Here is a 23,484-nt window from a genome sequence, read left to right as displayed (position 1 = left end):
GTTGAAACCGAAGGTGAAGGCAATCACGGGCAAGCTCATGAACGGGATCTCCTCCGGGCCAGCCTGTCGTCTTCGGCGACAGTTCTCGGCAGGCGGACTTCCATCACGATTGACGTTTACGTCAATGTTGGCCAGCCCTTGCCCGCACGGCGCAACAGCAGCCAGTGCCGGCGCAACGCCGACAGCCGCGCCACGTCCCTGATCGGACCTTGGCGCGAGCCTTCCATCTTGTCGAGATAAGCGCGTGACAGCACCAGCGGCAGGAATGCCGGACGCAACGGCCCCGGCAGCGCGGCAGCACCCCGCTCGAAGGCGGAAAGATGTTCGCGCGCCAGCGAAATCATCGCGGCCACGGCGCGCTGCGCACCAGGGCCGCCATCGCCGGCAACGAATTCTTCCGGTGACGAGCCTGCCGCCGCCAGGATGTCAGCCGGCACAAAACACTGCCCGCGCCTGCGGTGCAGCGGCAACAGAAGCAAAAGGCCCGTCATTGCCTGCGCGCAGCCCGCCCTGCCCGCCAGTTCGGCGAACCTTGGCGCCTCGACAGGATCGAGCACCATTGCCGCAAGCTGGATCAGCGCGGCTGCCGTCTCGCCGCAATAGCCTTCCAGATCGGTGCGCGACGGCATCGGATCGTCGTAGAGGTCGAAGATGCGGGCTTCGAGCATGTTCTCGAAAGCTAATTTCGGCAGCTTGAACGCCGCAATGGTGGCGTTCAAGGCTTCGGCAGTGGGATGGCCCGCGCCCGTCTCGCCGCCGGCGGCGATGACATCGCGCCACCATTGCAGCCGCACTTCGCCGGGCAGCGGCTCGTGGATGCGGTCGCGAATGCCCGCGATCTCGGCATTGAAGGCGTACAGCGAAAACAGCGCGTCGCGCTTGTCGGCTGGCGCGTAGAGCGCGGTGAGATACCGATCATGATCGGCGACGCGCACCGCATCCATGACGATTTCAGTATTCTGCGACATATCAATCGACGGCGATGAGCGCGGCCGCCACGGCGCGGTTTTCGGCCAGAAGGACATTGTAGGTCCGCACTGCTGCCCCAGTCGACATCGGGTCGGACGCTATGCCGGCATCCTTCAGCGCCGCCCGCAGCACCGCCGGCAGCGGCCTGAGATCCCGCCCCATGCCAACCAGCAGGATCTCGACCTTGTCGGCCTCGGCGAGCAGCCTGTCGAAATCCGCCACCGTCAGCGCCAGCGGATTTGCCGGCTCCCAGCCATGGATGCCTGTGGGCAGGCACATGAGAGAGCCGCGATGCGACATGTCGGCAAAGCGGAAGCCGCCGTTGCCATAGGCCTCGATCGGCGCGCGGCCGGGGAAATGCGCCTCGCGGATGATGATGCCTTTGCCGCCCATCACTCTGCCACCCCTCGGGGCCGCGCGTCAGGTCGCGACGGCCTTGCCGCCGCTGACCGGCTTTTCCTCGTCGGCCGAAGCCTGCGGCCGCAGCTTGAACAGGATCAGCAACGGCGCCGCGATGAAGATCGACGAATACGTGCCGAACACGACGCCGAACAGCATCGCCAGCGTGAAGGAGCGGATCACTTCGCCGCCGAACAGCACCAGCGCCAGCAGCGCCAAGCTGGTCGTCACGGACGTCAGCGTCGTTCTCGACAACGTCTCGTTGATGGCGTTGTTCAACAGCTGCGGCAACGGCATTCGCTTGTATTTTCGCAGATCCTCGCGGACGCGGTCATAGACCACGATCGTGTCGTTCAGCGAATAACCGATAATGGTCAGGATCGCCGCCAGCGACGACTGGTTGAATTCGAGCCCGGTGATGACGAAGAAACCGAGCGTCATGACCACATCATGAACCGTCGCGACGATGGCGCCAACCGCGAACTGCCATTCGAAGCGGAACCAGACATAGATCAGGATGCCGGCCAGCGCGACGATCATGGCGATCGTGCCTTGCTTGGCCAACTCGCCGGAAACCGTCGGACCCACCACTTCGACGCGGCGGAAATTATACTGATCCTGCAGCTCGCCGCGCACCTTGTCGATCACGGTCTGCTCGGCATTTTCACCGGCATCCTGCGTGCCGACGCGGATCAACACGTCGTTGGGTGCACCGAACTGCTGCACCTGCACTTCGCCGATGTTCAGTTCCGTCAATCGGCTGCGGATGTCACCAATATTGGCATCGCCGCTCTTCGACTGCACCTCGATCAGGGAACCGCCCTTGAAGTCGATGCCGTAATTGATGCCGACGCTCATGAACAACACGACGGACAATATCGACAATGTGCTCGACAGCGCGAACGTCCACCGGCGGATACCCATGAACGGAATTTTCGTGCCGGGTGGAACGAAGGTCACCGGTGCGCGCGGCAGTTCCTTCGGACGTGCGCGGCGCAGCCAGATCGACACCAGCAGGCGGGTGAAGGTGAAAGCGGTGAAGACCGTGGTCAGGATGCCGATGGCATAGGTGATGGCAAAGCCCTTCACCGGTCCGGTACCGAGATAGAACAGCACCACCGTGGCAATCAGCGAGGTGACGTTGGAATCGACGATGGTCGCCAGCGCCTTCGAGAAGCCGGTGTCGATCGCCTGGATCACCGAGCGACCGGCGCGTCGCTCCTCGCGGATACGCTCGTAGATCAGCACGTTGGAATCGACCGCCATGCCGATGGTCAGCACGATACCGGCAATACCGGGCAAGGTCAGGGTCGCGCCGAGCAGCGACAGCAGTCCGACGATCATCGCCACGTGCACCGCCAGCGCGATGTTGGCGAGGAAGCCGAGGAAACCGTAAGCGACGAACATGAATGCCACGACGAGGATCGAACCGATGATGCCGGCGACCTTGCCGGCATGGATCGAATCCTGGCCGAGGCCCGGGCCCACGGTACGCTCCTCGATCACCGTCAATGTCGCGGGCAGCGCGCCGGCGCGCAGCAGGACGGCGAGGTCGTTGGCGCTTTGCGCGGTGAAATTACCGGAGATCTGGCCGGTGCCGCCAAGGATCGGTTCACGGATCTGCGGTGCCGATATCACCTGGTTGTCGAGGATGATGGCAAAAAGCTTGCCGACATTCTGCGCGGTGGCCTGGCCGAAGCGGGCGGCACCCTTGGAATCGAAGCGGAACGAAACCACCGGCTCGTTGTTCTGCGAATTGTACGTCGCCTGTGCGTCGACGAGGTTTTCACCCGACACGATAACGCGGTTCTCGATTAGGTACGGAACCGGCGGATCGTCCTGGGAATAGAGCACCGACGAACCGGCTGGCGGGCGCGCCTTGAGCGCGTCCTGCACCGGCATCGACTGGTCGACCATCTGGAAGGTCAGCTTCGCGGTCTGGCCGAGAATTTCCTTAAGCCGCTGCGGATCCTGCAGGCCAGGCACCTGGACGAGGATGCGGTCCTCGCCTTGCCGCTGCACGATAGGCTCGGTCGTGCCGAGTTCGTTGACGCGGCGCTCGACCACCTCGATCGACTGCGCCAATGCAGTTGACGTACGGTATTTGATGCCGGCGTCGGTGACGGTGAACTTGAGCAGGCCCGGCTCGGAATCATCGAGCGCCATTTCCTGGATGGAACCGCCGGTGAACAAGCCGGCGGCGACAGGATCGGTCAAAGTCTTCAATGCCTTCTTGGCGGCATCGAGCTGGGCGGGATCGGTGATGCGGACCTGCAGGGTCTTGCCGCTGCCGGCAAGACCGGTATAGCCGATCTTGGCATCGCGCAGCAGTGTACGGATTTCGTCGCGCGTCGTCTCCAACCGATCCTTGATCAGATCGTTCTGGTTCATCTCCAGCAGGATATGCGAACCGCCCTGCAGGTCGAGGCCGAGCGTCATCTGCCGCTTCGGCACCCAACTGGGCAGCTGAGCCAGCGTGCTGGCGGGGAACAGGTTGGGCGCGGCGAGGATCACTGTGGCGGCCACGGCCAGCCAGATCAGGATCATCTTGAAGCGCGAGAAATAAAGCATAGGGCGTCGTCCGTCAGAGCGTGTCCGCGGATCGCTCCGCCTTGAATTTGGTTATTTCTTGGCGTTCTGGTTGGCCACCGGTTCGCCCTTGACGCGCACATCGGCGATCGTCGAGCGCAGCGCCGTTACCTTGGTGCCGCCGCCAAGATCGATCTCCAGCTCGTTGTCGTCGATCACCTTCGTCACCTTGCCGACAAAGCCGCCGCCGGTGACGACAGTGTCGCCGCGACGAACCGCCGCCAGCATCTCGCCGCGCTTCTTCAGCTGCGTGCGCTGCGGGCGGATGATCAGAAAATACATGATCACGAAAATCAGGACAAACGGCAAAATGCTGATGAACATATCGGGAGAGGCGCCGCCGATGCCTTGGGCGTATGCCGGTGTCACGAACATCGAGGTACTCCTGAATTTTGAAAAACAGCCACCAAACGATCAAGCGAGATTTGGCGGCCCCTAGAAATTTGGCCGGAATATAGTCGGTAAAGTTGTCAATGCAACTGCGCGGCCAGGCAAATCGGCTGCTTTTCCGGCCTGTTTAGCCGTGTTAGAGCAGGATCGCGAAAACCGCGAGCCGGTTTTCGGAAAAGATGACGCTCGAACAAATGGTTGCAGCCGGTTTCGCAACCGCCGGAATCGAACCGGACCTACCCGCCACCGCAAAAACCGAAGCAAAAAGACCCGACATGACCGATACCAGCATCGACGCTCTGAACCAGAAACTCGACCGCCTGATCGAGGCGGTCAGCCGCCTCGCGCCGCCGCCGGTGCCTCAAACCGACCTCGACGTGGCCGACTGCTTCGTCTGGCAGGCCGATCCCGGCTATCTGGAGCCGGTGCGCAAGGTCAACCGCGTCGATATCGGCCTGATCCGCGGTGTCGACCGCGTCCGCGACATCCTCGTCGACAACACCGAGCGCTTCGCCGCCGGTTTCGCCGCCAACAACGTCCTGTTGTGGGGTGCGCGCGGCATGGGCAAATCGTCGCTGGTCAAGGCCGTACACGCGCGGGTAAATGCCAAGGCGAAGCCCGGCCTGCCGCTAAAGCTGATAGAAATCCACCGCGAGGACATCGACACGCTGCCGAAGCTGATGGGCCTGCTGAAGGCGGCCCCCTTCCGCGTCATCCTGTTTTGCGACGATCTGTCCTTCGATCACGACGATACGTCCTACAAGTCACTGAAGGCGGCGCTTGAAGGTGGCGTCGAGGGCCGTCCGGCCAACGTGATCTTCTACGCGACCTCGAACCGCCGCCACCTGTTGCCGCGCGACATGATCGACAATGAGCGCTCGACCGCCATCAACCCGTCGGAAGCGGTCGAGGAAAAGGTCTCGCTATCCGACCGTTTCGGCCTGTGGCTCGGCTTCCACAAGTGCTCGCAGGACGAATATCTCGACATGGTCAACGGCTATGCCAGCCACCATGGCCTCGACATCGACCCCGAGCAGTTGCGCGCCGAAGCGCTGGAATGGGCAACCACACGCGGCAGCCGCTCGGGCCGCGTCGCCTGGCAGTTCACCCAGGATCTGGCCGGCAGGCTCGGCAAGCCATTGAAGGATTGAGCCATTGGATCGCGTCGCCATCCCGATCGACCGGCAACGTCATTTGGGCGGCGGCGTCGGTCGCAAATCGCGCGGCGTTTGACCGATCTCGCGGCGCATCCAATGCGCCAGGTGTGACTGGTGCGCGAAGCCTGTCATTTCAGCTACTTCGCTTGTGCTGAGGTCGCCTCGCCGCAGCAGAACGCGTGCGCGCTCAACGCGACGCCGTAACACATACCGGTGTAGGGTGACGCCCGTCGCCACTTTGAACCATGTCCGCAAATGCGAGCTGCTCGCGCCGGCAACTCGGCTTAGACGATGAATCGAAAGCGGCTCGTGAAGAGCCGCCTCGATGTGCTCCAGCACGCGTTTGAGCTGGGTATCCGACAAACGGTTCGTTCGACCGATATCAGGTTCACCAAGGCCGAGCAGCCTCACCGCCAGTGCGGCGCCAATGCTGTCGGCAAACAAGGGGCCGCTCGGCGAATCTGCATTCAGTTCGCTCTCGAGCGCCCGGGCGAGATGTTCGATGCGCTGGTCGCGAAGCAGGTGGCGCGTGTCGAGCCGCAATGCTTGGCCCTTGCCACCAAGCTCCGCCACCACCCTTTCCATCAGCGCTGGTTGCAACGCAATTTCGATCGTGTCGAACGGGGTTTCGGCCTCGAAGCCGCCCTCCTGGCCGGCTGGTACCAAGTCGATATCCCCGGCGCGCCTGACGAAATATCGCCCAACCTGATTGCAGTAGGAGCGTGTCGCCGCGCTGGCATGCACCATGATGCGATGGTGTGGCGCCCGGGACAGGCGGTGGACTCCGGCTTCGATATGCCGGGAGGCCATTGTTACGTCGGACACGGCTTGAGCCGGAGCGTATTGCGACCGCATGCTCTCTCTCGATTCATGGCAGAACCTGTCCGAGATTTGGCAATTCCCGCGCGATTTTCAATGCCGTCGACCTGTACTCACGCCTCTCCATCAAACTTGGACGAGAGGTTACACCATGAGTTTCTATGTTGTTGTCGGAGCGGGCCCGGTCGGTCGCGAAACCGCTCGCCTTCTTGGCGAGGAAGGACATGATGTCGTTCTCACCAGCCGAAGCGTCGGCTCGAACGCATTGCGGAACGTGCGGGCCATGCAGGCCGACGCTACCGATGCGTCGGAACTCGCGCGCGTCTGCCAAGGCGCCGATGCCATCTTCATGTGCGCCATGGCCACCTATCACAGGTGGCCAACCGATTTTTTCCCCATCATCGACGGCACCGTGCGCGCGGCCGAAGCGGTCGGCGCGAAACTCATCGTGTTGGGAAACCTGTATGGCTATGGGGAAAATGCCGACAGCCCGCTTCGTTCCGACCTGTCTCTGAATCCGACTTCGAAGAAGGGGACGGCTAGGACGATCATGTGGCAGCGAGCCGCCCGTGCCGATGTACCGGCAATCGAAGTGCGGTCCAGCGACTATCTCGGCCATGGCGCGATCAGCTACTTCTCGCTGGTCGCTCTGCCCTCCATCATCGAAGGGAAGCCTACCGCTTTCATTGGAAACCTCGATGCGACGCATGCCTGGGCCTTCACCAACGACGTCGCCAGGACGCTTGTCGCGGCTTCCCGCTACACGGGCGAATGGGGACGGGCGTTTCACGTCCCCTCGCAATACGCCTCACCCCGGGAGCTCATCCAAAAAACCGCTGCAATGCTTCGACAGGAGATCTCAGAAATCCGTTCCTATTCCATTGCCGAGATGGAAGCACTGGGCATGCATGAGCTTATCGAGATGAGCTATCTTTTCGAGAACCCCTTGCTGGTGGATTCTTCCGACGCCGAGGTGCTTCTCGGTATCAAGGCCAGCAGCCTTGAGGTCATGATCGCCGACACGCTGCGTGATCATCGCCGCGCTTGAGGGCCGGCCTTCGGGAAAACTGAAAAAGCCCGCTCCTTGCGGAACGGGCTGAGCCGGCGGGCTGGACTGGAGGTCAGGCGGCCCGCATATCGCTTTTTTTCTTCTATTCGAGATAGCCTGACGGATCGACCGGAGCCGAATTCTTGCGCACTTCGAAGTGCAGCTTCGGCGAATCCGTGGTGCCGCTCATGCCGGACAGCGCGATCTCCTGGCCGCGCTTGACCTTCTGGCCGCGCTGGACCTCGATCGAGCTGGCATGGCCATAGACGGTGACCAGGCCGTTTTCGTGGCGCACCAGCACCGTGTTGCCGAATTCCTTGAGCCCGTCGCCGGCATAGATGACGACGCCGTTCTCGGCCGCCTTGACCGGCGTGCCCGTGGGCACGGCGATATCGACGCCGTCCTTGCCGGATCCGAAACCGGAGATCACCCGGCCGCGCACCGGCCAGCGCATCTTGCCGATGCCGGTGGCATCGGGTGCCACCGCGTCGTCGTCCTCGGCCTGCTGGATGACCTTGGCGTCCTTCTTCGGCGGCGTGTAGGAAGCCAGCGTTTCCGAAGGCGTGGCCTTTGCCGGGGCTTGCGTGGTTGCGGTGGTCACCGGATCGACCTTGGCCGGCTTGGCGCTGGCGACCGTCGCCGTTCCGCCGCCCGGCACCTTCAAGGTCTGGCCGATTTTCAATATGCCGTCCTTCATGCCATTGGCCTGCTTCAGCGCGACCACGCCGACGCCGGTCTTTCTGGCAATCGAGGACATCGTGTCACCCGACTGCACCGTATAGGTACCGGCGGCGCCCGTTGCCTTGGCCACCTGCGCCGGCTTGGGTTCCTTGGGCTGGTTCGCCGCGGCCGACGCATCGACCTGGGCGGCGGACTTGCCCTCCTTCAGCTTAGGCTGCTGCGGCAGCACTGCCACCTTGTCCGGCGCGCTGGCCGGCAGGTCATGCTTGCCGTCCTTCGCCGGCTTCGCGTCGGCGACCTTCGTCTCGGCCTTGCTCGAATAGGCATAGGCTGGGATGACGATCTTCTGGCCGGTCTTCAGCCCCTTGGTCGGGCTCAGGCCATTCACTTTCACGATGACATCGGCCGGCACCTTGTAATGCGCCGCCAGGCCGGAAATGGTTTCGCCGTCCCTGACGGTGATTTCGGTCGCGTGCGGCCTGCCTGCCTGGGCCATCCTCGGCTCGTCGGGCTGGGCATTCTTGAAAGGTTTGGCGGCCGGCGCGACAGTGCCGGTCGTCGTTCTGTCGACATGAGGGGCGGGCCGAACCAAGGCCGGCGCCGATGCGACGCGCACCGGATTGGCGGCAGGCGCGAGCGCTGGAGCCGGCTGCGCCTGCGCGGAGGCTGGCGGCGGCAACGGCCGGCTCGAAACCGGATCGAGGCTGGAACGGCTCACCGACTGCGTGTGGCTGCCATCAAGCGGAGCAGCCGAGACATCGCCTGGATAAGGCTGCACCGCATCCTGCTTGTTGATGATGGCGCGCTGATTGTTGGTCGAGGACGTGAAGACGTCGTCGACACTGTTGAACCGCGAAGCCTGGGAACTGCACCCGGCCGCCGCGCCCGCAATCATCAGAACAGCGCAGCCCCGCGCCAGATTGCGACTATTTGTCTTCAAAACACTGAGTTGCATCGCACTAACCCGCACAAACGCTGCACCAACTGGACAGGATTAAAGCGCGTTAATGTTACTGGCCGGTTAACCCATTAGAATCCGACGAAAATTTTCTTAAAACATTTGGGGACGATCAGCGGCACGATGGCGAGCCCGAAAGAGATCCTGCGACCGGCCGGAAACTAGATAACCGCTGCAATGCTGCGCAGGATCGGCTGCAGCCGCACGAGACCGATATCCTCGCGCTCGAAACGGCTGCCGACCTTGGTGAGCTTGGCCAGCACCTGCTCGCCCTCCTCCGGCCCGATCGGCGCGATGACGATGCCGCCGCTCGACAATTGGTCGAGCAGGAAGCGCGGCAGGCTGTCGAATGCCGCCCAAGCGACGATGCGGTCAAACGGCCCTTCATTGGGCAATCCGTTGGAACCATCGGCCTGCCGCACGATGGCATTGCCGATGCCGAGTGCCTCGAAACGCTGCCTGGCCTGCTCGACCAGCGTCTTGTAGCGATCCACGGTCACGACCCGCGCCGCCAGCCGCGACATGACAGCCGACGTGTAGCCGGAGCCGGTGCCGATCTCGAGCACGCGGTTTCCCGTTTCTATGGCGAGTGCGGCGATCACCGCCGCCTGCAGATCCGCCCCTTCGATCGCTTCGCCGCATTCGATCGGCAGCATGCGGTCCGACCAGGCGATCTGGTGATATTGCGCTGCCAGGAAGCCGCGCCGCGGCGTTGCCTCGAAAGCCGCGATCAGCGCCTTCGGCACCGTTCCCCTGCCGCGCAGGCGCAGCAGGAAGGCGGCAAATCCTTCGCGATCATCGATTGGAAAGCCCTGATTCATGCAAGCGCCTTGCTCAGCTGGTCGCGGATCTCATGCGCGGTAAGGTCAAGCTGCAGCGGCGTCACCGACACCAGCCTGTTGCGCAGGGCAAAGAGGTCGGTGCCCTGCTTGCCCTCGACCGGCTCGCGGCCGAAGCGCAGCCAGTAATAAGGCAGGCCGCGCCCGTCGCGGCGCTCGTCGACCCACAGGCTGTGCACCAGCTTGCCCTGCGTGGTGACCACCGTGCCGGCCACTTCCTCGGGAAGGCAGTTGGGAAAATTGACGTTGAGCAGGACGCCGTCCGGCAGCGGCGTCGCCACGAGCTTCCTCAGCAGTGCCGGCGCCAGCGCCTCAGTGGTCTCGTAAGGGACGACGCGGTCCTCGCCGACAGTGCTGTAGCCCTGGCTGAGCGCTATCGACCGGATACCGAGCAGCGCGCCTTCCATGGCGCCGGCGACGGTACCGGAATAGGTCACGTCGTCGGCGATGTTGGCGCCCGAATTGATACCGGACAGGATCAGGTCGGGCGCACCGGGCAGGATCTTCTTGACGCCCATGATGACGCAATCGGTTGGCGTGCCGCGCACGGCAAAATGCCTTTCGCCGATTTTCCGCAACCGCAGCGGCTCCGAGATCGACAGCGAATGCGCATAGCCGGACTGGTCTTGCTCCGGCGCCACCACCCAGACATCGTCTGACAGCGTGCGGGCGACGCGTTCGAGCGACGCCAGGCCTTCGGCATGAATGCCGTCGTCATTGGTCAGAAGAATGCGCATTATTTCGATTCGATCTTTTCCAGACCGCCCATGTAAGGCCGCAGCACTTCAGGAATGGTTACGCTGCCATCCTCATTCTGGTAGTTTTCGATGACAGCTATGAGCGCGCGGCCGACAGCGGTGCCCGAACCGTTCAGCGTATGGACGAAGCGGTTGCTCTTGCCATCCTTGTCCTTGTAACGGGCATCCATGCGGCGCGCCTGGAAATCGCCGCACACCGAGCAGGACGAGATTTCGCGATAGGCGTTCTGTCCCGGCAGCCAGACCTCGATGTCGTAGGTCTTGCGCGCGCCAAACCCCATGTCGCCGGTGCACAGCACCATGGTGCGGAACGGCAATTCCAGCCGCCTCAGCACCTCTTCGGCGCATTGCGTCATCCGCTCATGTTCGGCAAGCGAAGACTCCTGGTCGGTGATCGACACCAGCTCGACCTTGTAAAACTGGTGCTGGCGCAACATGCCGCGCGTATCGCGTCCCGCCGAGCCTGCCTCCGAACGGAAGCAGGGCGTCAGCGCCGTGAAGCGCAGCGGCAGCTTATCATGCGCCGTGATTTCTTCGCGCACGAGGTTGGTGAGCGGCACCTCGGCGGTCGGGATCAGGCCAAGCCTGCCCTCCCCATGTGGCGTGAAGAACAGATCGTCCTCGAACTTCGGCAACTGGTTGGTGCCGAACAGAACGTCGTCCTTCACCATCAGCGGCGGGATCACTTCCTCATAGCCATGCTCGGTCGTGTGCAGGTCGAGCATGAACTGGCCGATCGCGCGTTCCATCCGCGCCAGGCCACTCCTGAGCACGGTGAAGCGCGATCCCGAAAGTTTCGCCGCGCGCTCGAAATCCATCATGCCGAGCGCTTCGCCGATTTCGAAATGCTCCTTCACCCAGTTTGGCCGCGTCGGCGCCTTGCCGACAAGATGCTTGACGACATTGTCGTGCTCGTCCTTGCCGACCGGCACGTCGTCGAAGGGCACATTGGGCAGCACCGCCAGCGCATCGTTCAGCGCCTTGTCGAGCTCGCGCTCGCGCGCCTCGCCGTTCTGGATGAAGGTCTTGATCTCGCCGACTTCGGCCTTGAGTTTCTCGGCAAGCGCGGCATCGCCCGAACGCATGGCGTTGCCGATCTCCTTCGAGGCGGCGTTGCGGCGCTCCTGCCTGGTCTGCAGCTCGGTGAGATGTTCGCGCCGCGCCTCATCCTTGGCGATCAGCCCGTCGACCGTGGACTGCGCTTCATCCGCCGACCACGAGCGCTTGGTGAGCGCCTCGACAAGGGCCTTCGGGTTGTCGCGAATCCATTTGATGTCAAGCATGGTTGTCCGTCCTCAAGCTAGGTTTGAGGGGCGTAAACCGCATCCTTGATCGATGCAAGATGGGCAGGGCGGCGGTTGTCGTTTTCCGCCGCCGCCGATGCCCTACGAGGCTGCCGGCGCTGGCGGCTCGTCCGGCGCCTTGTCGGCCACGGTCTCGCCGGCTTCCTGCTTCTCGCGCGCAAGCCGCTGTTTCTCCTGGTCGCGCTCGATCCACCGCGCGGCCCAGATGGAAACCTCGTAGAGAAGGATGGTCGGAATGGCCAGGCCGATCTGGCTCATCGGATCCGGAGGTGTCAGCACCGCGGCAACGATAAAGGCGATGACGATCGCCCATTTGCGTTTTTCGGCCAGCGCCTTGGACGACAGCATGCCGACGCGCGTCATCAGGCTGGTTACCACCGGCAGCTGGAACACCAGGCCGAAGGAGAAGATCAGCGTCATGATCAGGCTGAGATATTCCGACACTTTCGGCAGCAGCGAAATCTGTACCTGGTCGTCGGTGCCGACCTGCTGCATGGCGAGGAAGAACCACATCACCATCGGCGTGAAGAAGAAATAGACCAGCGAGGCGCCCATCAGGAACAGGATGGGCGATGCGATCAGGAACGGCAGGAAGGCATTGCGCTCGTTCTTGTAGAGGCCGGGCGCAATGAATTTGTAGATTTGCGTGGCGATCAGCGGAAAGGCGATGACCATGCCGCCGAACATGGCGAGCTTGACCTGCGTAAAGAAGAATTCCTGCGGCGCGGTATAGATCAGCTCGACCTTGTGCGGGTCGAGCCCTGCCCATTTCGTCGCCCATTTGAAGGGAACAACCAGAAGGTTGAACAGCCGCTTGGCGAAGAAGAAGCAAACCAGGAAGGCTACGAAGAAGCCGCCAAGAGACCAGATCAGGCGTCTGCGCAGCTCGATCAGATGCTCCATCAGAGGCGCCGACGATTTTTCGATCTCGTCCTTTTCCTTGTCCGAAACGCTCACTTGGCGGCTCCAGCCGTCTTTTTGGCTGCCGGCTTCTTGGCCACAGCAGGTTTCGGTTCGGTTTTCGCGGACGCCTTGGCAGCAGGCGCCTTGGCCACGGCAGGCTTCGTCACAGCCGCGGTTTCAGGCGCTGCCGGTGTCGTGGCCCTTGTCGAGGCCCTGGCCACGGGTGCGGTTTTTGCCGCCCCCGCGGGTAAAGCTTTTGCCGCCACCGCCTTCATGGATGCCGAGGCCTTGGACGGCGCTTTTGCGGCCGATACCGCCTTGGCGGTTTTCTTGGATGCCTTCGGTTCCGTGGAAGCCGCCACCACCGATTCATCAGTCATCGCCGGGAAAATCGATCCCGGTGTCGTGGCTTCCGGGCCATTGACGCCAGGCATGGTCGTTGCACCGTTCTTCAACGGCTCGGCCGCCTGTGGCGTCGCCGCGGCAGGGGCCGACGGATCGGCGGCCGGCTTCGGCTTCATCGCCGCGTCGACGCCGGCGCGCACATCGACCGCCGCCTGCTCGAACGGATTGAGCTGCTTCTTGATCTCGGCGACTGGACTGAGACCCCGGAGTTCGTCGACCGACTTTTTGACCTCGTCGAGCTCGGCTTCCTTCAAAGCCTCGTTGAATTGCTTCTGGAAATCGGCGGCCATGGCGCGCAGCTTCGCCGTCGTGCGGCCGAATGTGCGCAGCATGTTGGGCAAATCCTTCGGCCCGACGACCACGATCATGACGATCGCGATCACCAGCATTTCGGTCCAGCCGACTTCAAACATGGCAATCTGTTCCGACTAGAACTTCTGGCTCAGCTCTTGCTGGCCTTTTCCTTCGCGGCCGAAACGGTCTCGTCGGCACGGTGTTCGACGGTGCGCTTGTCGTCGGCAACGTCATCGTCGGCCATGCCCTTCTTGAAGCTCTTGATGCCCTTGGCCATGTCACCCATCAGCTCGGGAATCTTGCCGCGGCCGAACACCAGCAGCACGATCACCAGCACGATCATCCAGTGCCAAATCGAAAATGAACCCATAGCCAAATCTCTCTCGAATGTTTTCCCTGGCGATGATCTATGCGTTTTCGCTTTGGGATTCAAACACAACCGCGACAGAGTTTATGAAAGGCCGACGGATGTCACGCATTTTCGCCGATGCGGCCCGCTACCAAACGGCGCATGTAAAGCCGGAAAGCAGCTTTTGAAAGGCGCTCGTGGTCAATCTTCCGTGACGCGCGGCGTCAGCAGACCGAGCTCCTCGAGGTCGATGTCGGTCAGCGGATCCTCGTCCTCGGTCAGCGCGTCGGGATCGGCCGGCGGTTGCGGGATGGAGAAATTCGACGGCATGCGGCCTGAAAGCAGGCCGGCGCCCTTCAGTTCCTCCATGCCTGGAAGATCACGGATTTCCTCGAGCGCAAAATGGTCGAGGAAGGTTTCCGTGGTGCCATAGGTGACGGGGCGGCCGGGCGTCTTTCGGCGGCCGCGCATGCGCACCCATTCCGTCTCAAGCAGCGTGTCCAGCGTCCCCTTCGAGGTCTCGACGCCTCTGATGTCCTCGATCTCGGCGCGCGTCACCGGCTGGTGGTAGGCTATGATCGCCAGCACCTCGAGCGCCGCCCGTGACAGCTTGCGCTGCTGCACCGTATCGCGGCTCATCAGGAAGGCCAGGTCGCCGGCGGTTCGGAAGGCCCAGGCATCGCCGACCCGCACCAGATTGACGCCGCGCCGGGCGTAGATCCGCTGCAGCTCCCTCATGGCTAGCGCGACATTGATGCCATCGGGAAGGCGTGCGGCAAGCTGCTTTTCGCTGACGGGTTCGGCGCTGGCGAACACGATCGCCTCCGCCATGCGCACGGCATCCGCCATATGCGGACGCTCGGCCGGGTTTTGCACCTGCTCGGCCAAATCCTCGGAGAACGACTCCTGCCCAGGCTCGTCCTCGACGTTGAACGGGATAACCGAAGCGTTGGCGCGTTCGCTCATGGTGCCACCTCGACTGCCTTGATTGCTTGCGTGCGGCCGCGCAAATAGATCGGGGCAAATGTCTGATCCTGCCGCACGTCCATCGTGCCGTCGCGCACCAGTTCCAATGTTGCCGCGAAGGAACTGGCGATCGCCGTGCGCCTTTCCTCGGGGCTGGTCATGTACACGATCAGGAAACTTTCCAGTGTCATCCAGTCGCTTACAGCCCCGACAAGGCGGGTCAGGATGTCGCGCGCGTCCTTGAGCGACCAGACACCGCGCCTGGCGATCGTCACGTTGTTGATCGCCTGCTTCTGCCGCTGCTGGGCATAGGCCGTCAGCAAGTCGTAGAGCGACGCTGAATAGGCGTTGCGCTTCTCGATGATCACCATTTCAGGCATGCCGCGCGCGAACACGTCGCGACCGAGCCGGTTGCGGTTGACCAGACGCGCCGACGCGTCGCGCATGGCTTCGAGCCGCTTCAGCCGGAACTGCAGCACCGCCGCCAGTTCCTCACCGCTTTCGCCCTCCTCGCCCGGCTGCTTGGGGATCAGCAGCTTCGACTTGAGGAAGGCCAGCCAAGCCGCCATCACCAGATAGTCGGCGGCAAGTTCGAGCCGCAGCGCCCTCGCCGTCTCGACAAAGGTCAGATATTGCTCGACCAGTGCCACGATCGAAATGCGCGCCAGATCGACCTTCTGGGTACGGGCAAGGTGCAGGAGAAGGTCGAGGGGGCCTTCGAAGCCGGCCACGTCGACGACCAGCGACGGATCGCCGGTGACGCGTGAATCGTCATTCTCGGCCCACAGGCGGTCCATCGGTGCGGCCTTCGGAGCCTTGCTTTCCAATGCTTCCGCCACTGCCCTGTCGCTTCCCCTGGTTATGCCACCGCGTCGAAATAGGTGGCGAATTCAGCGCGTATCTCGGTTTCTTCTACCGTGTCGCTTTTCTTTATATAGGTCATTGCCCGCTTGGCACGCTCCAGCGACTTGCCTTCAAGCCCTTTGGTGCGCGATGCGATCCCCGCCATCTCCTCGAAAACGCCGTTGCAGTGAAGGACCAGATCACAGCCCGCCGCAAGGATCGAGGCGGCCTTTGTCGGGAAATCCCCAGAAAGTGCCTTCATCGAGGTGTCGTCGCTCATCAAGAGCCCGTCGAAGCCGATCTCGCGGCGGATGATCTCGTCGATGACCTTGCCGGAAGTGGTCGCCGGGTTCTTGGGATCGATGGCGCTGTAGACGACATGCGCGGTCATCGCCATCGGCAGATGGTTGAGTTCGCGGAACGGGGCAAAGTCGTGCCGTTGCAGATCGCTGAGCGACGCGTCGACGACAGGCAGCTCGAAATGGGTGTCCGCAAACGCCCGGCCGTGCCCCGGAACATGCTTCATCACGGGCAGCACGCCGCCCGACATCAGGCCTTCGGCCGCGGCGCGACCGAGTTCGATGACCGGACGCGGATCCTTGCCATAGGCACGCGCACCGATGACATCGCTGGCCCCTTCGATCGGGACGTCGAGCACCGGCAGGCAATCCGCCGATATGCCGTAGCGCAGCAGGTCGAAGGCATGCAGCCGCGCCATCAGCCAGGCGGCGCGCGCGCCGGCGTCGTGATCGTCGCGCCAAAGCGCCCCCAGCGCGCCACCGGCCGGATAGTTCGGCGCCAGCGGCGGTCGCAGGCGTTGCACCCTGCCGCCTTCCTGGTCGATGAACACCAGCGCGTCCGGGCGCCCGATACAATCGCGCATCTCGGCGACCAGGTCGCGGATCTGCTCGGCCTCGCCGATGTTGCGGGCAAACAGGATGAAGGCCCACGGGCACTCATTGCGATAGAAACGGATTTCTTCGCGGGTGAGCGTTTTCCCGGCACAGCCGAGGATCATGGATNGCCTTGGGGCCGCGCCGACTTTGAGAGATTCGATCGACGTCTAGCGCGAGACGAAGCAGTTGCCGCCCGCGGTCTTGTAGCTGGTGCACAAATTGATCGCATCGTTGCGCGACTGAGCCGGAACGCGCACGCGGTAGAACGTGCCCTTGCCGGCGATCTCGGCCTTGACGATGTTGGCCGTGCGGCCGGAAAGCACGCTTCCGTAGCGGCGCTGCAGGTCCTGATAGGTCGACTGGGCACTCTCTACCGTCGGCTGAGAAGCGATCTGCATCGACCACGAACCGCTGCCGGTCGCGGTCGAGGCGGGATCGATGGAAGCGACCTGATCTGGCTTGACCTCGCCGACCACGTCGACCGGCTGGTCGGACGGACGCTGCGGCGCGATAGCAACCTTGGCCGGCGTGTTGGCAGACTGCGCCTTGGCTTCAGCCTTGGCAGGCTTGGCCGCGGGCTTCAGAGCCGGCTCATCGTCGGCCTGCGCGGCGGCGGGCGCCACGGTGCCAGTCTGGTCGGTGCCAGCCTGGGCGGTACCGGTGCCAGTCTGGGCGGTACCGGTCTGGGCGGTACCGGTCTGGTCGGCGCCAGTCAGGTCGGCGCCAGTCTGATCAGCGCCAGTCTGGTCGGCATTGGCCTGCGCGGCAGGCGCCACATGCTGTGGTGCCGGATCGGTCGGCTCCGCCGCGGCGACCTGGGGTGCCGCCGGCGTCGGATCCTCACGCGCCACCAGCGAGCCGTCGGACTTGACCACCATGGTCCTGACCTTGCGCGGCGCAACGGCAACGACGTCGTTGCTGGTGCCCTTGTCGGCTTCCTGCAGGACCTGCGCGATGCGATCCTCCGACTTCGGCGTGGGCGCTGCTATATTGGCGGGGGCCGCACCAGCGGTCGAGATGTCGCCTCCGCCATCCGTGCCGCCGGCAGCGTTCTGGTCGGAAGAAAGATCGGCGGCGCGGGCCGGGTCCTTCGCCTGCACGTCCACCGGCTCCTCGGCGTTGGTGACGAGCTTCTGCTGGACCGGCTCGGCCGGCTTCACGCCCTTGACCACCGCGTCATAGACCTTGTTGTCCTGGTTCGGCACCACGGTGCCGCCCGGATTTTCCGGCTTGATCTTGATCGGTGAATTGTCGGCCTTGACGATCACCGGAGCCTCACTGCCGCCCTTGCCGCCGAAAGACAGCGCAAAGGCGCCGAGACCGCCCGCGACCGCCACGGCACCGACAATCGCCGCGATGAAGAGGCCCCGCCGGCCGGACGACCTGGCGGCTTCGCGCTCGCCGAGACCCGGAACCGACATCGCTTCGTCCAGTTCGGGATCGTAGTCGAGTTCATCGACGGTGAAGTCGTCCGCCTGCGAGATCGGCTGGCTGCCGGGCAGATCATCGAACCCTTCAGCAGCGTCGGCATAGGTCGACGCCGCCGCCGCGCGGGCAGGCGTTTCCGCCGGCCGTGCCGCATAGGTCCGCGCTTCCGGTTGATAGGCCGGCCTGGATTCTTCATATCCCGGATTGACCGCGTCATATCCCGGATTGACTGCGTCATATCCCGGATTGACCGCGTCATATCCCGGAGTGACCGCGTCATATCCCGGAGTGGCGTTGCCGTATCCCGGAGTGGCGTTACCATATCCCGGATTGGCCGCACCGTATCCCGGATTGAACCCGGCATTATAGGATTCATCCGCATAGGCGGCGCTGCTGGCGGAAGCTGGCGCGACCTCCACCGAATTCATTTCAGTCAGAAGGCTGGCGAATTCAGCGTCGAGATCGTCATAACCGGATGCTACCGGCTCATCGTCCTCGAAATGCAACTCTGGAATGTCGAGATCGTCGGCCAGCGCCACCACGCGCTCCGGCACATCGACCGTCTCGACATCGGGCATCTCTTCGTAACGGGAGGACTGCTGCGCCTGCGGTGCCGATGGAGCCACGTAGGGAGCGGCCGCAACCGGCTCGGCCGGACGGTAGGACGGCACCGCGGCCATTTCCGGTGCTGCCGTCCAGGCCGCCATCGAGGCGGCAGGCTGCGCGGTAAATGCCGGCTGCTGGGGAACCGGTGTCACGCGGCTCCACGAACGGGCCGGCTCCGACGGCGCGGAGCGTTCCGCCAGCCAATCGAGCGAATCGGCTTGATCCTGCAGGGAAGCTGTTTCCTCATGCGGGTCGATGCCCTTGGCCCGGGTTGCGTCGGAGACGCCATTGTCGAAATCGACCTCGCCCTGTTCAGCGGCCTCCGAGCCGAAATCCTGATCCCGAAGCTCGTCGAGCAGCAGGTCGTCGAGGTCAACATCGGCGGCCTGGGCGGAACCGGACTGATGCACATCCTGGGACGCTGCTTCATCGAGATCCCAGTCGAGATCACCAACAAGATCGACAGGTTCCTCCGCGGCCTNCACATCCTGGGACGCTGCTTCATCGAGATCCCAGTCGAGATCACCAACAAGATCGACAGGTTCCTCCGCGGCCTTTGCAGTCGTAACGAGTGGCGGCTGAACAGGCGCGGCGGCCGGCTGGGTCACGACCGGCTGAGCCATGGCCGGCTCCTTGGCCGACGGCAGCGTGCGCGCGGTCATGGCGCCAAGAAGCGCGTTCAACTCGTCTTCGAGGCTTCGTTCGTCCGTGATGGGCGCCTGCAGTGGCGACGCGATGGCTGCCGCGGGCGCCATCGGCAGCGCGGGAGCCGCTGCAATTCCGGCGACGGGCTCTTCGGCGGGCTCTGCAAACGCCTCGTCCAAATCCAGGTCGAAAGCGTCATTCGAAATGGCTTCAGCGCCTGGAATCTCGTCCTTCGTGCCGATGACATCGGCACGCAACTCATGCGCTCGCGGCTCCTCGAAAGCCTCTGGCTCATCGGCCTGAACGTCAAAATCCACGTCGACATCGGCCATGGCGTCGTCGAACTGACCAACAAAATCGTCGCCGGAGATCGACTGGGTCTCATTCGCGGCGGCCGGCGCCGGCTCTGGATATTCGGCAGCAGCCACTTGGCGCTGATCCGTCGAATGGTCGTCGAGCATCAGCTCGTCTTCGAGCGAGATCGCAACGGCATCGTCGTATTCTTGATGGAAAGCCGGCTCGGCCGCCGCCGGCACTTCCGCAACCGGCGATTCAACGGCATACAGGGGCTCGGCGGCCTCGTCCTCGATATGGAAATCCCGGTCGAGGGAAGCGGCAAGCTCGTCTTCCATCGGCAGATCGTCGTCAAAGGCCGAAACGTCTTCGAGCGAGCTGGCCACTGCATTGTCGAAATCGGCGTCGACGGCAGGCTCGACGGACGGCACGGCTTCCGCGGCGCCGGCATGGCTGGCGGCCACCGTCCGGTCATCGACCTCAGCCATGTCCAGGTGAAAATCGTCATCAAGCGACAGCGCGAGATCGTCATCCGACACATCGATTGGCTCGAATGCCGGCTCATGAGCCTCGACAAGCGGAGCGGCAGCGTCGAATTCGCCCATCAGTTCCTTCTCGAGATCGATGTCGAAATCGCCCTCTCCCGCAGCCTGATCGGCGACCGCGGCTTTCGGCTCCGCCGGCGCCTGCGGCTTGACCGGCTGGCGGGGGTCGAATCCCATGATCCTGGTCAGTTCCGCGAACGGATCATCGGCGGCGATGTCGTTGTTGTCGGCTACTCTCAGCTGGGTTCTGTCTGCCATTATTGTTCCCGAACTCGCACTCATTCGGACGCCATGGACGTCGCGCAGGGTTGGCCCTTACCAGCGCAATGTGGGCAAAAGGTGACAGGTTTTTTAGTCAAACCTAACGCATCTCGGTTGGCGCGGCGGCCCCGATCAACGTCAGGCCGGACGTCAGAACATCCGAAACAGCCTGCACCAGCCCTAGTCTGGCATGCGTCAATTGTCGGTTGTTAACCTTAACAAAACGTAAGTCCGGATTATCCGTACCCCGGTTCCAGTGTCCATGGAAACTGGAAGCAAGATCATAAAGATAAAATGCCAGCCGATGCGGCTCGAGCGCAAGAGCGGCGGACTCGATCAGGCGCGGATATTCGGCAAGCTTCCTGATCAAGCCGAGTTCACCTTCGTCGGTCAACGACGTTGACGCTGCCGCCAGGCTGTTGCGGTCGAAATTCGCCTCACCCAATTGTTCGCTCGCCTGCCGGAACACCGAATGGCAGCGCGCCGAGGCGTACTGCACGTAAAACACCGGATTGTCCTTGGACTGTTCGGTCACCTTGGCGAAGTCGAAATCGAGCGGCGCATCGTTCTTGCGATAAAGCATCATGAAGCGGATCGGATCGCGTCCGACTTCTTCCACCACCTCGCGCAGCGTCACGAAGTCACCGGACCGCTTCGACATCCGTACCGGCTCGCCATCGCGAAACAGCTTGACGAGATTGCACAGGAGAACGGTGAGCTTGACATCGTCGCCGGCAATGGCCCGCGCCAAGGCTTCCAGGCGCTTGACGTAGCCGCCATGGTCGGCGCCGAGAACATAGATCAGATCGACGAAGCCGCGGTCGACTTTGTCCTTGAGATAAGCCACGTCAGCCGCGAAATAGGTGAACGAGCCGTCGGACTTGACCAGCGCCCGATCCATGTCATCGCCGACGGCGGTCGAGCGGAACAGCGTCTGTTCGCGGTCTTCCCAGTCGTCCGGCTTCTCGCCCTTGGGCGGCGGCAGCTTGCCCTTGTAGATGTGGCCCTTCAGCGTCAGGTCGTTGATCGCCGAGCGGATCTTCCTGGCACTGTCGGCATGCAGCGTGCGTTCGGAGAAGAACACGTCGTGATGCACGTTGAGCAGAGCAAGGTCCTCGCGGATCATCACCATCATCGCATCTATGGTGCGATCCTTGACGATGGCCAATGCCTCGTCATCGGGCATCTGCAGCAAGGAACGGCCAAACTCCCTGACCAGAGCCTCGCCCACGGAGACCAGATAGTCACCGGGATAAAGTCCTGCCGGAATCTCGCCTATATCGTCGCCAAGCGCCTCGCGATAGCGCAACATCGCCGAGCGCCCGAGCACGTCGATCTGCGAGCCGGCGTCGTTGATGACATATTCCTTGGTCACGTCGTAACCGGCGAACGCCATCAGGTTGGCGAGCGCATCCCCGACGACGGCGCCGCGGCAATGGCCGACATGCATAGGCCCGGTCGGATTGGCCGAGACATATTCGACATTGGTTTTCCGGCCGGCGCCGACCATCGACCGGCCATAGTTGGGACCCTCGCCCAAAAGCGCCGACAGATGCGCCTGCCAGAAACCGTCCTGGAGCCTGAGATTGACGAAGCCGGGACCGGCGACCTCGGCGGCGGCGACATCCTTGTCGGCCCGCAGGGCGTCTGCCAATCTTTCGGCCAGCGCGCGCGGGTTCTGTCCGGTTGGCTTGGCCAGCACCATCGCCGCATTGGTCGCGAGATCGCCATGGCTGGCGTCGCGCGGCGGCTCGACGGCAATACGCGACAGATCAGGCGAAACGCCGTCCTGGTCCCTCAGATCAAGCGCTTCGACAGCCTTTGTGACTCGCGCGGTGAAATCGGCGAAGATGTTCATGGTGTATGCTCGGTGGCTTATGACGAATCCGGCCCTTTGGCCGGCAAATCGAGCCCGCCCTAGCTCAAATCCGGGGTGCGGTCAAACAAACGCCTATGTTCCTTGAGCGCGTAGGTGTCGGTCATGCCGGCCAGGAAATCGGCGACGCTGCGCGCTTTGATGCGATCCTCGGCGCGGTCCAGCCCTTCGCGCCAGCCGTCCGGCATGGCGCGCGGGTCGGCGAAATAGACGTCGAACAGGTCCCGGACGATCTGCTCGGCGTCCGCACGCACCCGCATGACCTCCTCGTGCCGGTAGAGATGCTTGTAGAGGAAGGCCTTCAGTTCCTTCTCGGCTTCCGCCATCTCTATCGAAAAGGTTACCATCGTTTCGCCAGCCGCCCTCACCGCGTCGGCGCTCAGCGGCCTGATCCGCTCCAGATTAGCGGTGGTCGACTTGATCACATCCTCGACCATGGCCGTGATCTGGCGTCGCATCAATTCGTGGCCGGTGCGCACGTCATCAAGCCTGGGATAGCGCTCGCGCACACTCTTCAGGATCGTCCCAGGCAGCGAAACGGCCTTCAGCATGTCAAGCGTCAGCAGCCCTGACCGCAGCCCATCGTCGATATCATGCGTGTTGTAGGCGATATCGTCGGCAATCGCCGCGCACTGCGCTTCGATGCCGGCGAACCGGTCGAGTTCGAGATCCTGCAATTGCGAGTAGTCGCGGATGGCCTGCGGCACCGGCCCTTTCAGGCCTTGGCCGTTACTGTCGGTGAGCGGACCATTGTGCTTGACCAGGCCTTCCAGCGTCTCCCAGCTCAGATTGAGCCCGTCGAATTCAGCATAGCGCGCCTCCAGCCTCGTCACGATGCGCAGCGATTGTGCGTTGTGATCGAAGCCGCCCCAGGCCGCCATCTTTTCGTTCAGCGCGTCCTCGCCTGTGTGGCCAAAAGGCGTGTGGCCGAAATCATGCACCAGCGCCACCGCCTCGGCGAGATCCTCGTCGCCGCGCAGCGCCCGCGCCAAGGCACGTGCGATCTGTGCCACTTCGATCGAATGGGTCAGCCTTGTGCGGTAGTGGTCGCCTTCGTGGGCGATGAAGACTTGCGTCTTGTGCTTGAGCCGCCGAAACGCCGTCGAATGGATGATCCGGTCGCGGTCACGCTGAAACGGCGTGCGGGTCGGACTTTCCAGCTCGTCGAACAGCCGGCCGCGCGACCGTGCGGGATCGGTGGCGTAGGCCGCGCGCGGCCGATAGCCAAAACCGATGTCGCCAAGCTCATTTGTCATGGCTGA

Annotated in this window: 20 protein-coding genes; 2 read left to right on the top strand and 18 right to left on the bottom strand. The window is 63.1% G+C overall.

Going from position 1 to position 23,484, the window contains the following annotated elements:
- Positions 1-116: 116 nt before the first annotated feature.
- Genes X742_RS166925 through yajC form a run of 4 tightly spaced genes read right to left on the bottom strand, consistent with a single transcriptional unit; the run spans position 117 to position 4,332 of the window.
- Positions 117-968 (bottom strand): phytoene/squalene synthase family protein, encoded by an 852-nt coding sequence (locus X742_RS166925; protein WP_031247612.1) that lies wholly within the window; start codon positions 966-968, stop codon positions 117-119.
- Between the two features lies 1 nt (position 969).
- The gene (locus X742_RS166930; protein WP_023769974.1) at positions 970-1,362 is read right to left on the bottom strand and encodes an Mth938-like domain-containing protein; all 393 of its coding nucleotides are present in this window, start codon (positions 1,360-1,362) and stop codon (positions 970-972) included.
- Between the two features lie 27 nt (positions 1,363-1,389).
- Complete coding sequence (secDF, locus tag X742_RS166935; protein WP_023769973.1) at positions 1,390-3,939, bottom strand: protein translocase subunit SecDF; 2,550 nt, start codon at positions 3,937-3,939, stop codon at positions 1,390-1,392.
- Positions 3,940-3,990: 51 nt separating this feature from the next.
- A complete protein-coding gene (yajC, locus tag X742_RS166940) occupies positions 3,991-4,332 on the bottom strand; it encodes a preprotein translocase subunit YajC (protein WP_010909882.1) in 342 nt (113 codons plus the stop codon).
- Between the two features lie 290 nt (positions 4,333-4,622).
- On the opposite strand from yajC, the gene X742_RS166945 reads away from it, so the two are divergent.
- Positions 4,623-5,498: an ATP-binding protein gene (locus X742_RS166945; RefSeq protein WP_023769972.1), complete on the top strand. Its 876-nt coding sequence runs from the start codon at positions 4,623-4,625 to the stop codon at positions 5,496-5,498.
- Between the two features lie 39 nt (positions 5,499-5,537).
- Here X742_RS166945 and X742_RS166950 read toward each other — a convergent pair whose 3' ends face one another.
- On the bottom strand, positions 5,538-6,359 hold the full coding sequence (locus tag X742_RS166950; protein WP_023769971.1) for an AraC family transcriptional regulator: 822 nt from the start codon (positions 6,357-6,359) through the stop codon (positions 5,538-5,540).
- A 115-nt stretch (positions 6,360-6,474) separates the two neighbouring features.
- On the opposite strand from X742_RS166950, the gene X742_RS166955 reads away from it, so the two are divergent.
- Positions 6,475-7,371 carry an NAD-dependent epimerase/dehydratase family protein gene (locus tag X742_RS166955; protein WP_023769970.1) on the top strand — a complete coding sequence of 299 codons (897 nt, stop codon included), beginning with the start codon at positions 6,475-6,477 and terminating at the stop codon, positions 7,369-7,371.
- 103 nt (positions 7,372-7,474) lie between these two features.
- Here the strand turns inward: X742_RS166955 and X742_RS166960 are convergent, their stop codons facing one another.
- The 13 genes from X742_RS166960 to X742_RS167020 all read right to left on the bottom strand — a co-directional run bounded on the left by X742_RS166960 (position 7,475) and on the right by X742_RS167020 (position 23,478).
- Complete coding sequence (locus X742_RS166960; protein WP_023769969.1) at positions 7,475-9,007, bottom strand: peptidoglycan DD-metalloendopeptidase family protein; 1,533 nt, start codon at positions 9,005-9,007, stop codon at positions 7,475-7,477.
- Between the two features lie 164 nt (positions 9,008-9,171).
- Positions 9,172-9,831, bottom strand: coding sequence for a protein-L-isoaspartate(D-aspartate) O-methyltransferase (locus X742_RS166965; protein ID WP_023769968.1), 660 nt, complete (start codon positions 9,829-9,831; stop codon positions 9,172-9,174).
- A complete protein-coding gene (gene surE, locus X742_RS166970) occupies positions 9,828-10,586 on the bottom strand; it encodes a 5'/3'-nucleotidase SurE (RefSeq protein WP_023769967.1) in 759 nt (252 codons plus the stop codon). Before surE ends, X742_RS166965 begins: the two co-directional genes overlap by 4 nt.
- Positions 10,586-11,890: a serine--tRNA ligase gene (gene serS, locus X742_RS166975; protein ID WP_023769966.1), complete on the bottom strand. Its 1,305-nt coding sequence runs from the start codon at positions 11,888-11,890 to the stop codon at positions 10,586-10,588. Before serS ends, surE begins: the two co-directional genes overlap by 1 nt.
- Before the next feature lie 102 nt (positions 11,891-11,992).
- The gene (tatC, locus tag X742_RS166980; RefSeq protein WP_023769965.1) at positions 11,993-12,868 is read right to left on the bottom strand and encodes a twin-arginine translocase subunit TatC; all 876 of its coding nucleotides are present in this window, start codon (positions 12,866-12,868) and stop codon (positions 11,993-11,995) included.
- Positions 12,865-13,632, bottom strand: coding sequence for a Sec-independent protein translocase protein TatB (tatB, locus tag X742_RS166985; RefSeq protein WP_023769964.1), 768 nt, complete (start codon positions 13,630-13,632; stop codon positions 12,865-12,867). Before tatB ends, tatC begins: the two co-directional genes overlap by 4 nt.
- 29 nt (positions 13,633-13,661) lie before the next feature.
- Positions 13,662-13,883 (bottom strand): twin-arginine translocase TatA/TatE family subunit, encoded by a 222-nt coding sequence (locus X742_RS166990; protein WP_015317533.1) that lies wholly within the window; start codon positions 13,881-13,883, stop codon positions 13,662-13,664.
- 180 nt (positions 13,884-14,063) lie between these two features.
- Positions 14,064-14,828 carry an SMC-Scp complex subunit ScpB gene (gene scpB / locus X742_RS166995; protein ID WP_023769962.1) on the bottom strand — a complete coding sequence of 255 codons (765 nt, stop codon included), beginning with the start codon at positions 14,826-14,828 and terminating at the stop codon, positions 14,064-14,066.
- Positions 14,825-15,625, bottom strand: a complete 801-nt coding sequence (locus X742_RS167000) for a ScpA family protein (protein ID WP_023769961.1) — start codon at positions 15,623-15,625, stop codon at positions 14,825-14,827. Before X742_RS167000 ends, scpB begins: the two co-directional genes overlap by 4 nt.
- A gap of 62 nt (positions 15,626-15,687) precedes the next feature.
- Positions 15,688-16,689: a beta-N-acetylhexosaminidase gene (gene nagZ / locus X742_RS167005; RefSeq protein WP_023769960.1), complete on the bottom strand. Its 1,002-nt coding sequence runs from the start codon at positions 16,687-16,689 to the stop codon at positions 15,688-15,690.
- A 45-nt stretch (positions 16,690-16,734) separates the two neighbouring features.
- Positions 16,735-20,343, bottom strand: coding sequence for an SPOR domain-containing protein (locus X742_RS167010; protein ID WP_023769959.1), 3,609 nt, complete (start codon positions 20,341-20,343; stop codon positions 16,735-16,737).
- 103 nt (positions 20,344-20,446) lie between these two features.
- On the bottom strand, positions 20,447-22,204 hold the full coding sequence (gene argS / locus X742_RS167015; RefSeq protein WP_023769958.1) for an arginine--tRNA ligase: 1,758 nt from the start codon (positions 22,202-22,204) through the stop codon (positions 20,447-20,449).
- Positions 22,205-22,263: 59 nt separating this feature from the next.
- Positions 22,264-23,478 carry a deoxyguanosinetriphosphate triphosphohydrolase gene (locus X742_RS167020; protein ID WP_023769957.1) on the bottom strand — a complete coding sequence of 405 codons (1,215 nt, stop codon included), beginning with the start codon at positions 23,476-23,478 and terminating at the stop codon, positions 22,264-22,266.
- Positions 23,479-23,484: the final 6 nt, after the last annotated feature.

This window comes from Mesorhizobium sp. LNHC229A00, from assembly GCF_000502415.1.
In the GTDB taxonomy this organism is placed as follows: Bacteria; Pseudomonadota; Alphaproteobacteria; order Rhizobiales; family Rhizobiaceae; genus Mesorhizobium.
This window is presented reverse-complemented; position numbering and strand designations above follow the sequence as displayed.

Coding starts and splice junctions, on each gene's coding strand:
- X742_RS166955 (WP_023769970.1), top strand. CDS start 6,475: ATGAGTTTCTATGTTGTTGTCGGAGCGGGCCCGGTCGGTCGCGAAACC.
- X742_RS166965 (WP_023769968.1), bottom strand. CDS start 9,831: ATGAATCAGGGCTTTCCAATCGATGATCGCGAAGGATTTGCCGCCTTC.
- X742_RS166930 (WP_023769974.1), bottom strand. CDS start 1,362: ATGGGCGGCAAAGGCATCATCATCCGCGAGGCGCATTTCCCCGGCCGC.
- X742_RS166925 (WP_031247612.1), bottom strand. CDS start 968: ATGTCGCAGAATACTGAAATCGTCATGGATGCGGTGCGCGTCGCCGAT.
- X742_RS167000 (WP_023769961.1), bottom strand. CDS start 15,625: ATGGACCGCCTGTGGGCCGAGAATGACGATTCACGCGTCACCGGCGAT.
- surE (WP_023769967.1), bottom strand. CDS start 10,586: ATGCGCATTCTTCTGACCAATGACGACGGCATTCATGCCGAAGGCCTG.
- X742_RS166950 (WP_023769971.1), bottom strand. CDS start 6,359: ATGCGGTCGCAATACGCTCCGGCTCAAGCCGTGTCCGACGTAACAATG.
- nagZ (WP_023769960.1), bottom strand. CDS start 16,689: ATGATCCTCGGCTGTGCCGGGAAAACGCTCACCCGCGAAGAAATCCGT.
- yajC (WP_010909882.1), bottom strand. CDS start 4,332: ATGTTCGTGACACCGGCATACGCCCAAGGCATCGGCGGCGCCTCTCCC.
- X742_RS166960 (WP_023769969.1), bottom strand. CDS start 9,007: ATGCAACTCAGTGTTTTGAAGACAAATAGTCGCAATCTGGCGCGGGGC.
- tatB (WP_023769964.1), bottom strand. CDS start 13,632: ATGTTTGAAGTCGGCTGGACCGAAATGCTGGTGATCGCGATCGTCATG.
- argS (WP_023769958.1), bottom strand. CDS start 22,204: ATGAACATCTTCGCCGATTTCACCGCGCGAGTCACAAAGGCTGTCGAA.
- X742_RS166990 (WP_015317533.1), bottom strand. CDS start 13,883: ATGGGTTCATTTTCGATTTGGCACTGGATGATCGTGCTGGTGATCGTG.
- serS (WP_023769966.1), bottom strand. CDS start 11,890: ATGCTTGACATCAAATGGATTCGCGACAACCCGAAGGCCCTTGTCGAG.
- X742_RS167020 (WP_023769957.1), bottom strand. CDS start 23,478: ATGACAAATGAGCTTGGCGACATCGGTTTTGGCTATCGGCCGCGCGCG.
- scpB (WP_023769962.1), bottom strand. CDS start 14,828: ATGAGCGAACGCGCCAACGCTTCGGTTATCCCGTTCAACGTCGAGGAC.
- X742_RS166945 (WP_023769972.1), top strand. CDS start 4,623: ATGACCGATACCAGCATCGACGCTCTGAACCAGAAACTCGACCGCCTG.
- secDF (WP_023769973.1), bottom strand. CDS start 3,939: ATGCTTTATTTCTCGCGCTTCAAGATGATCCTGATCTGGCTGGCCGTG.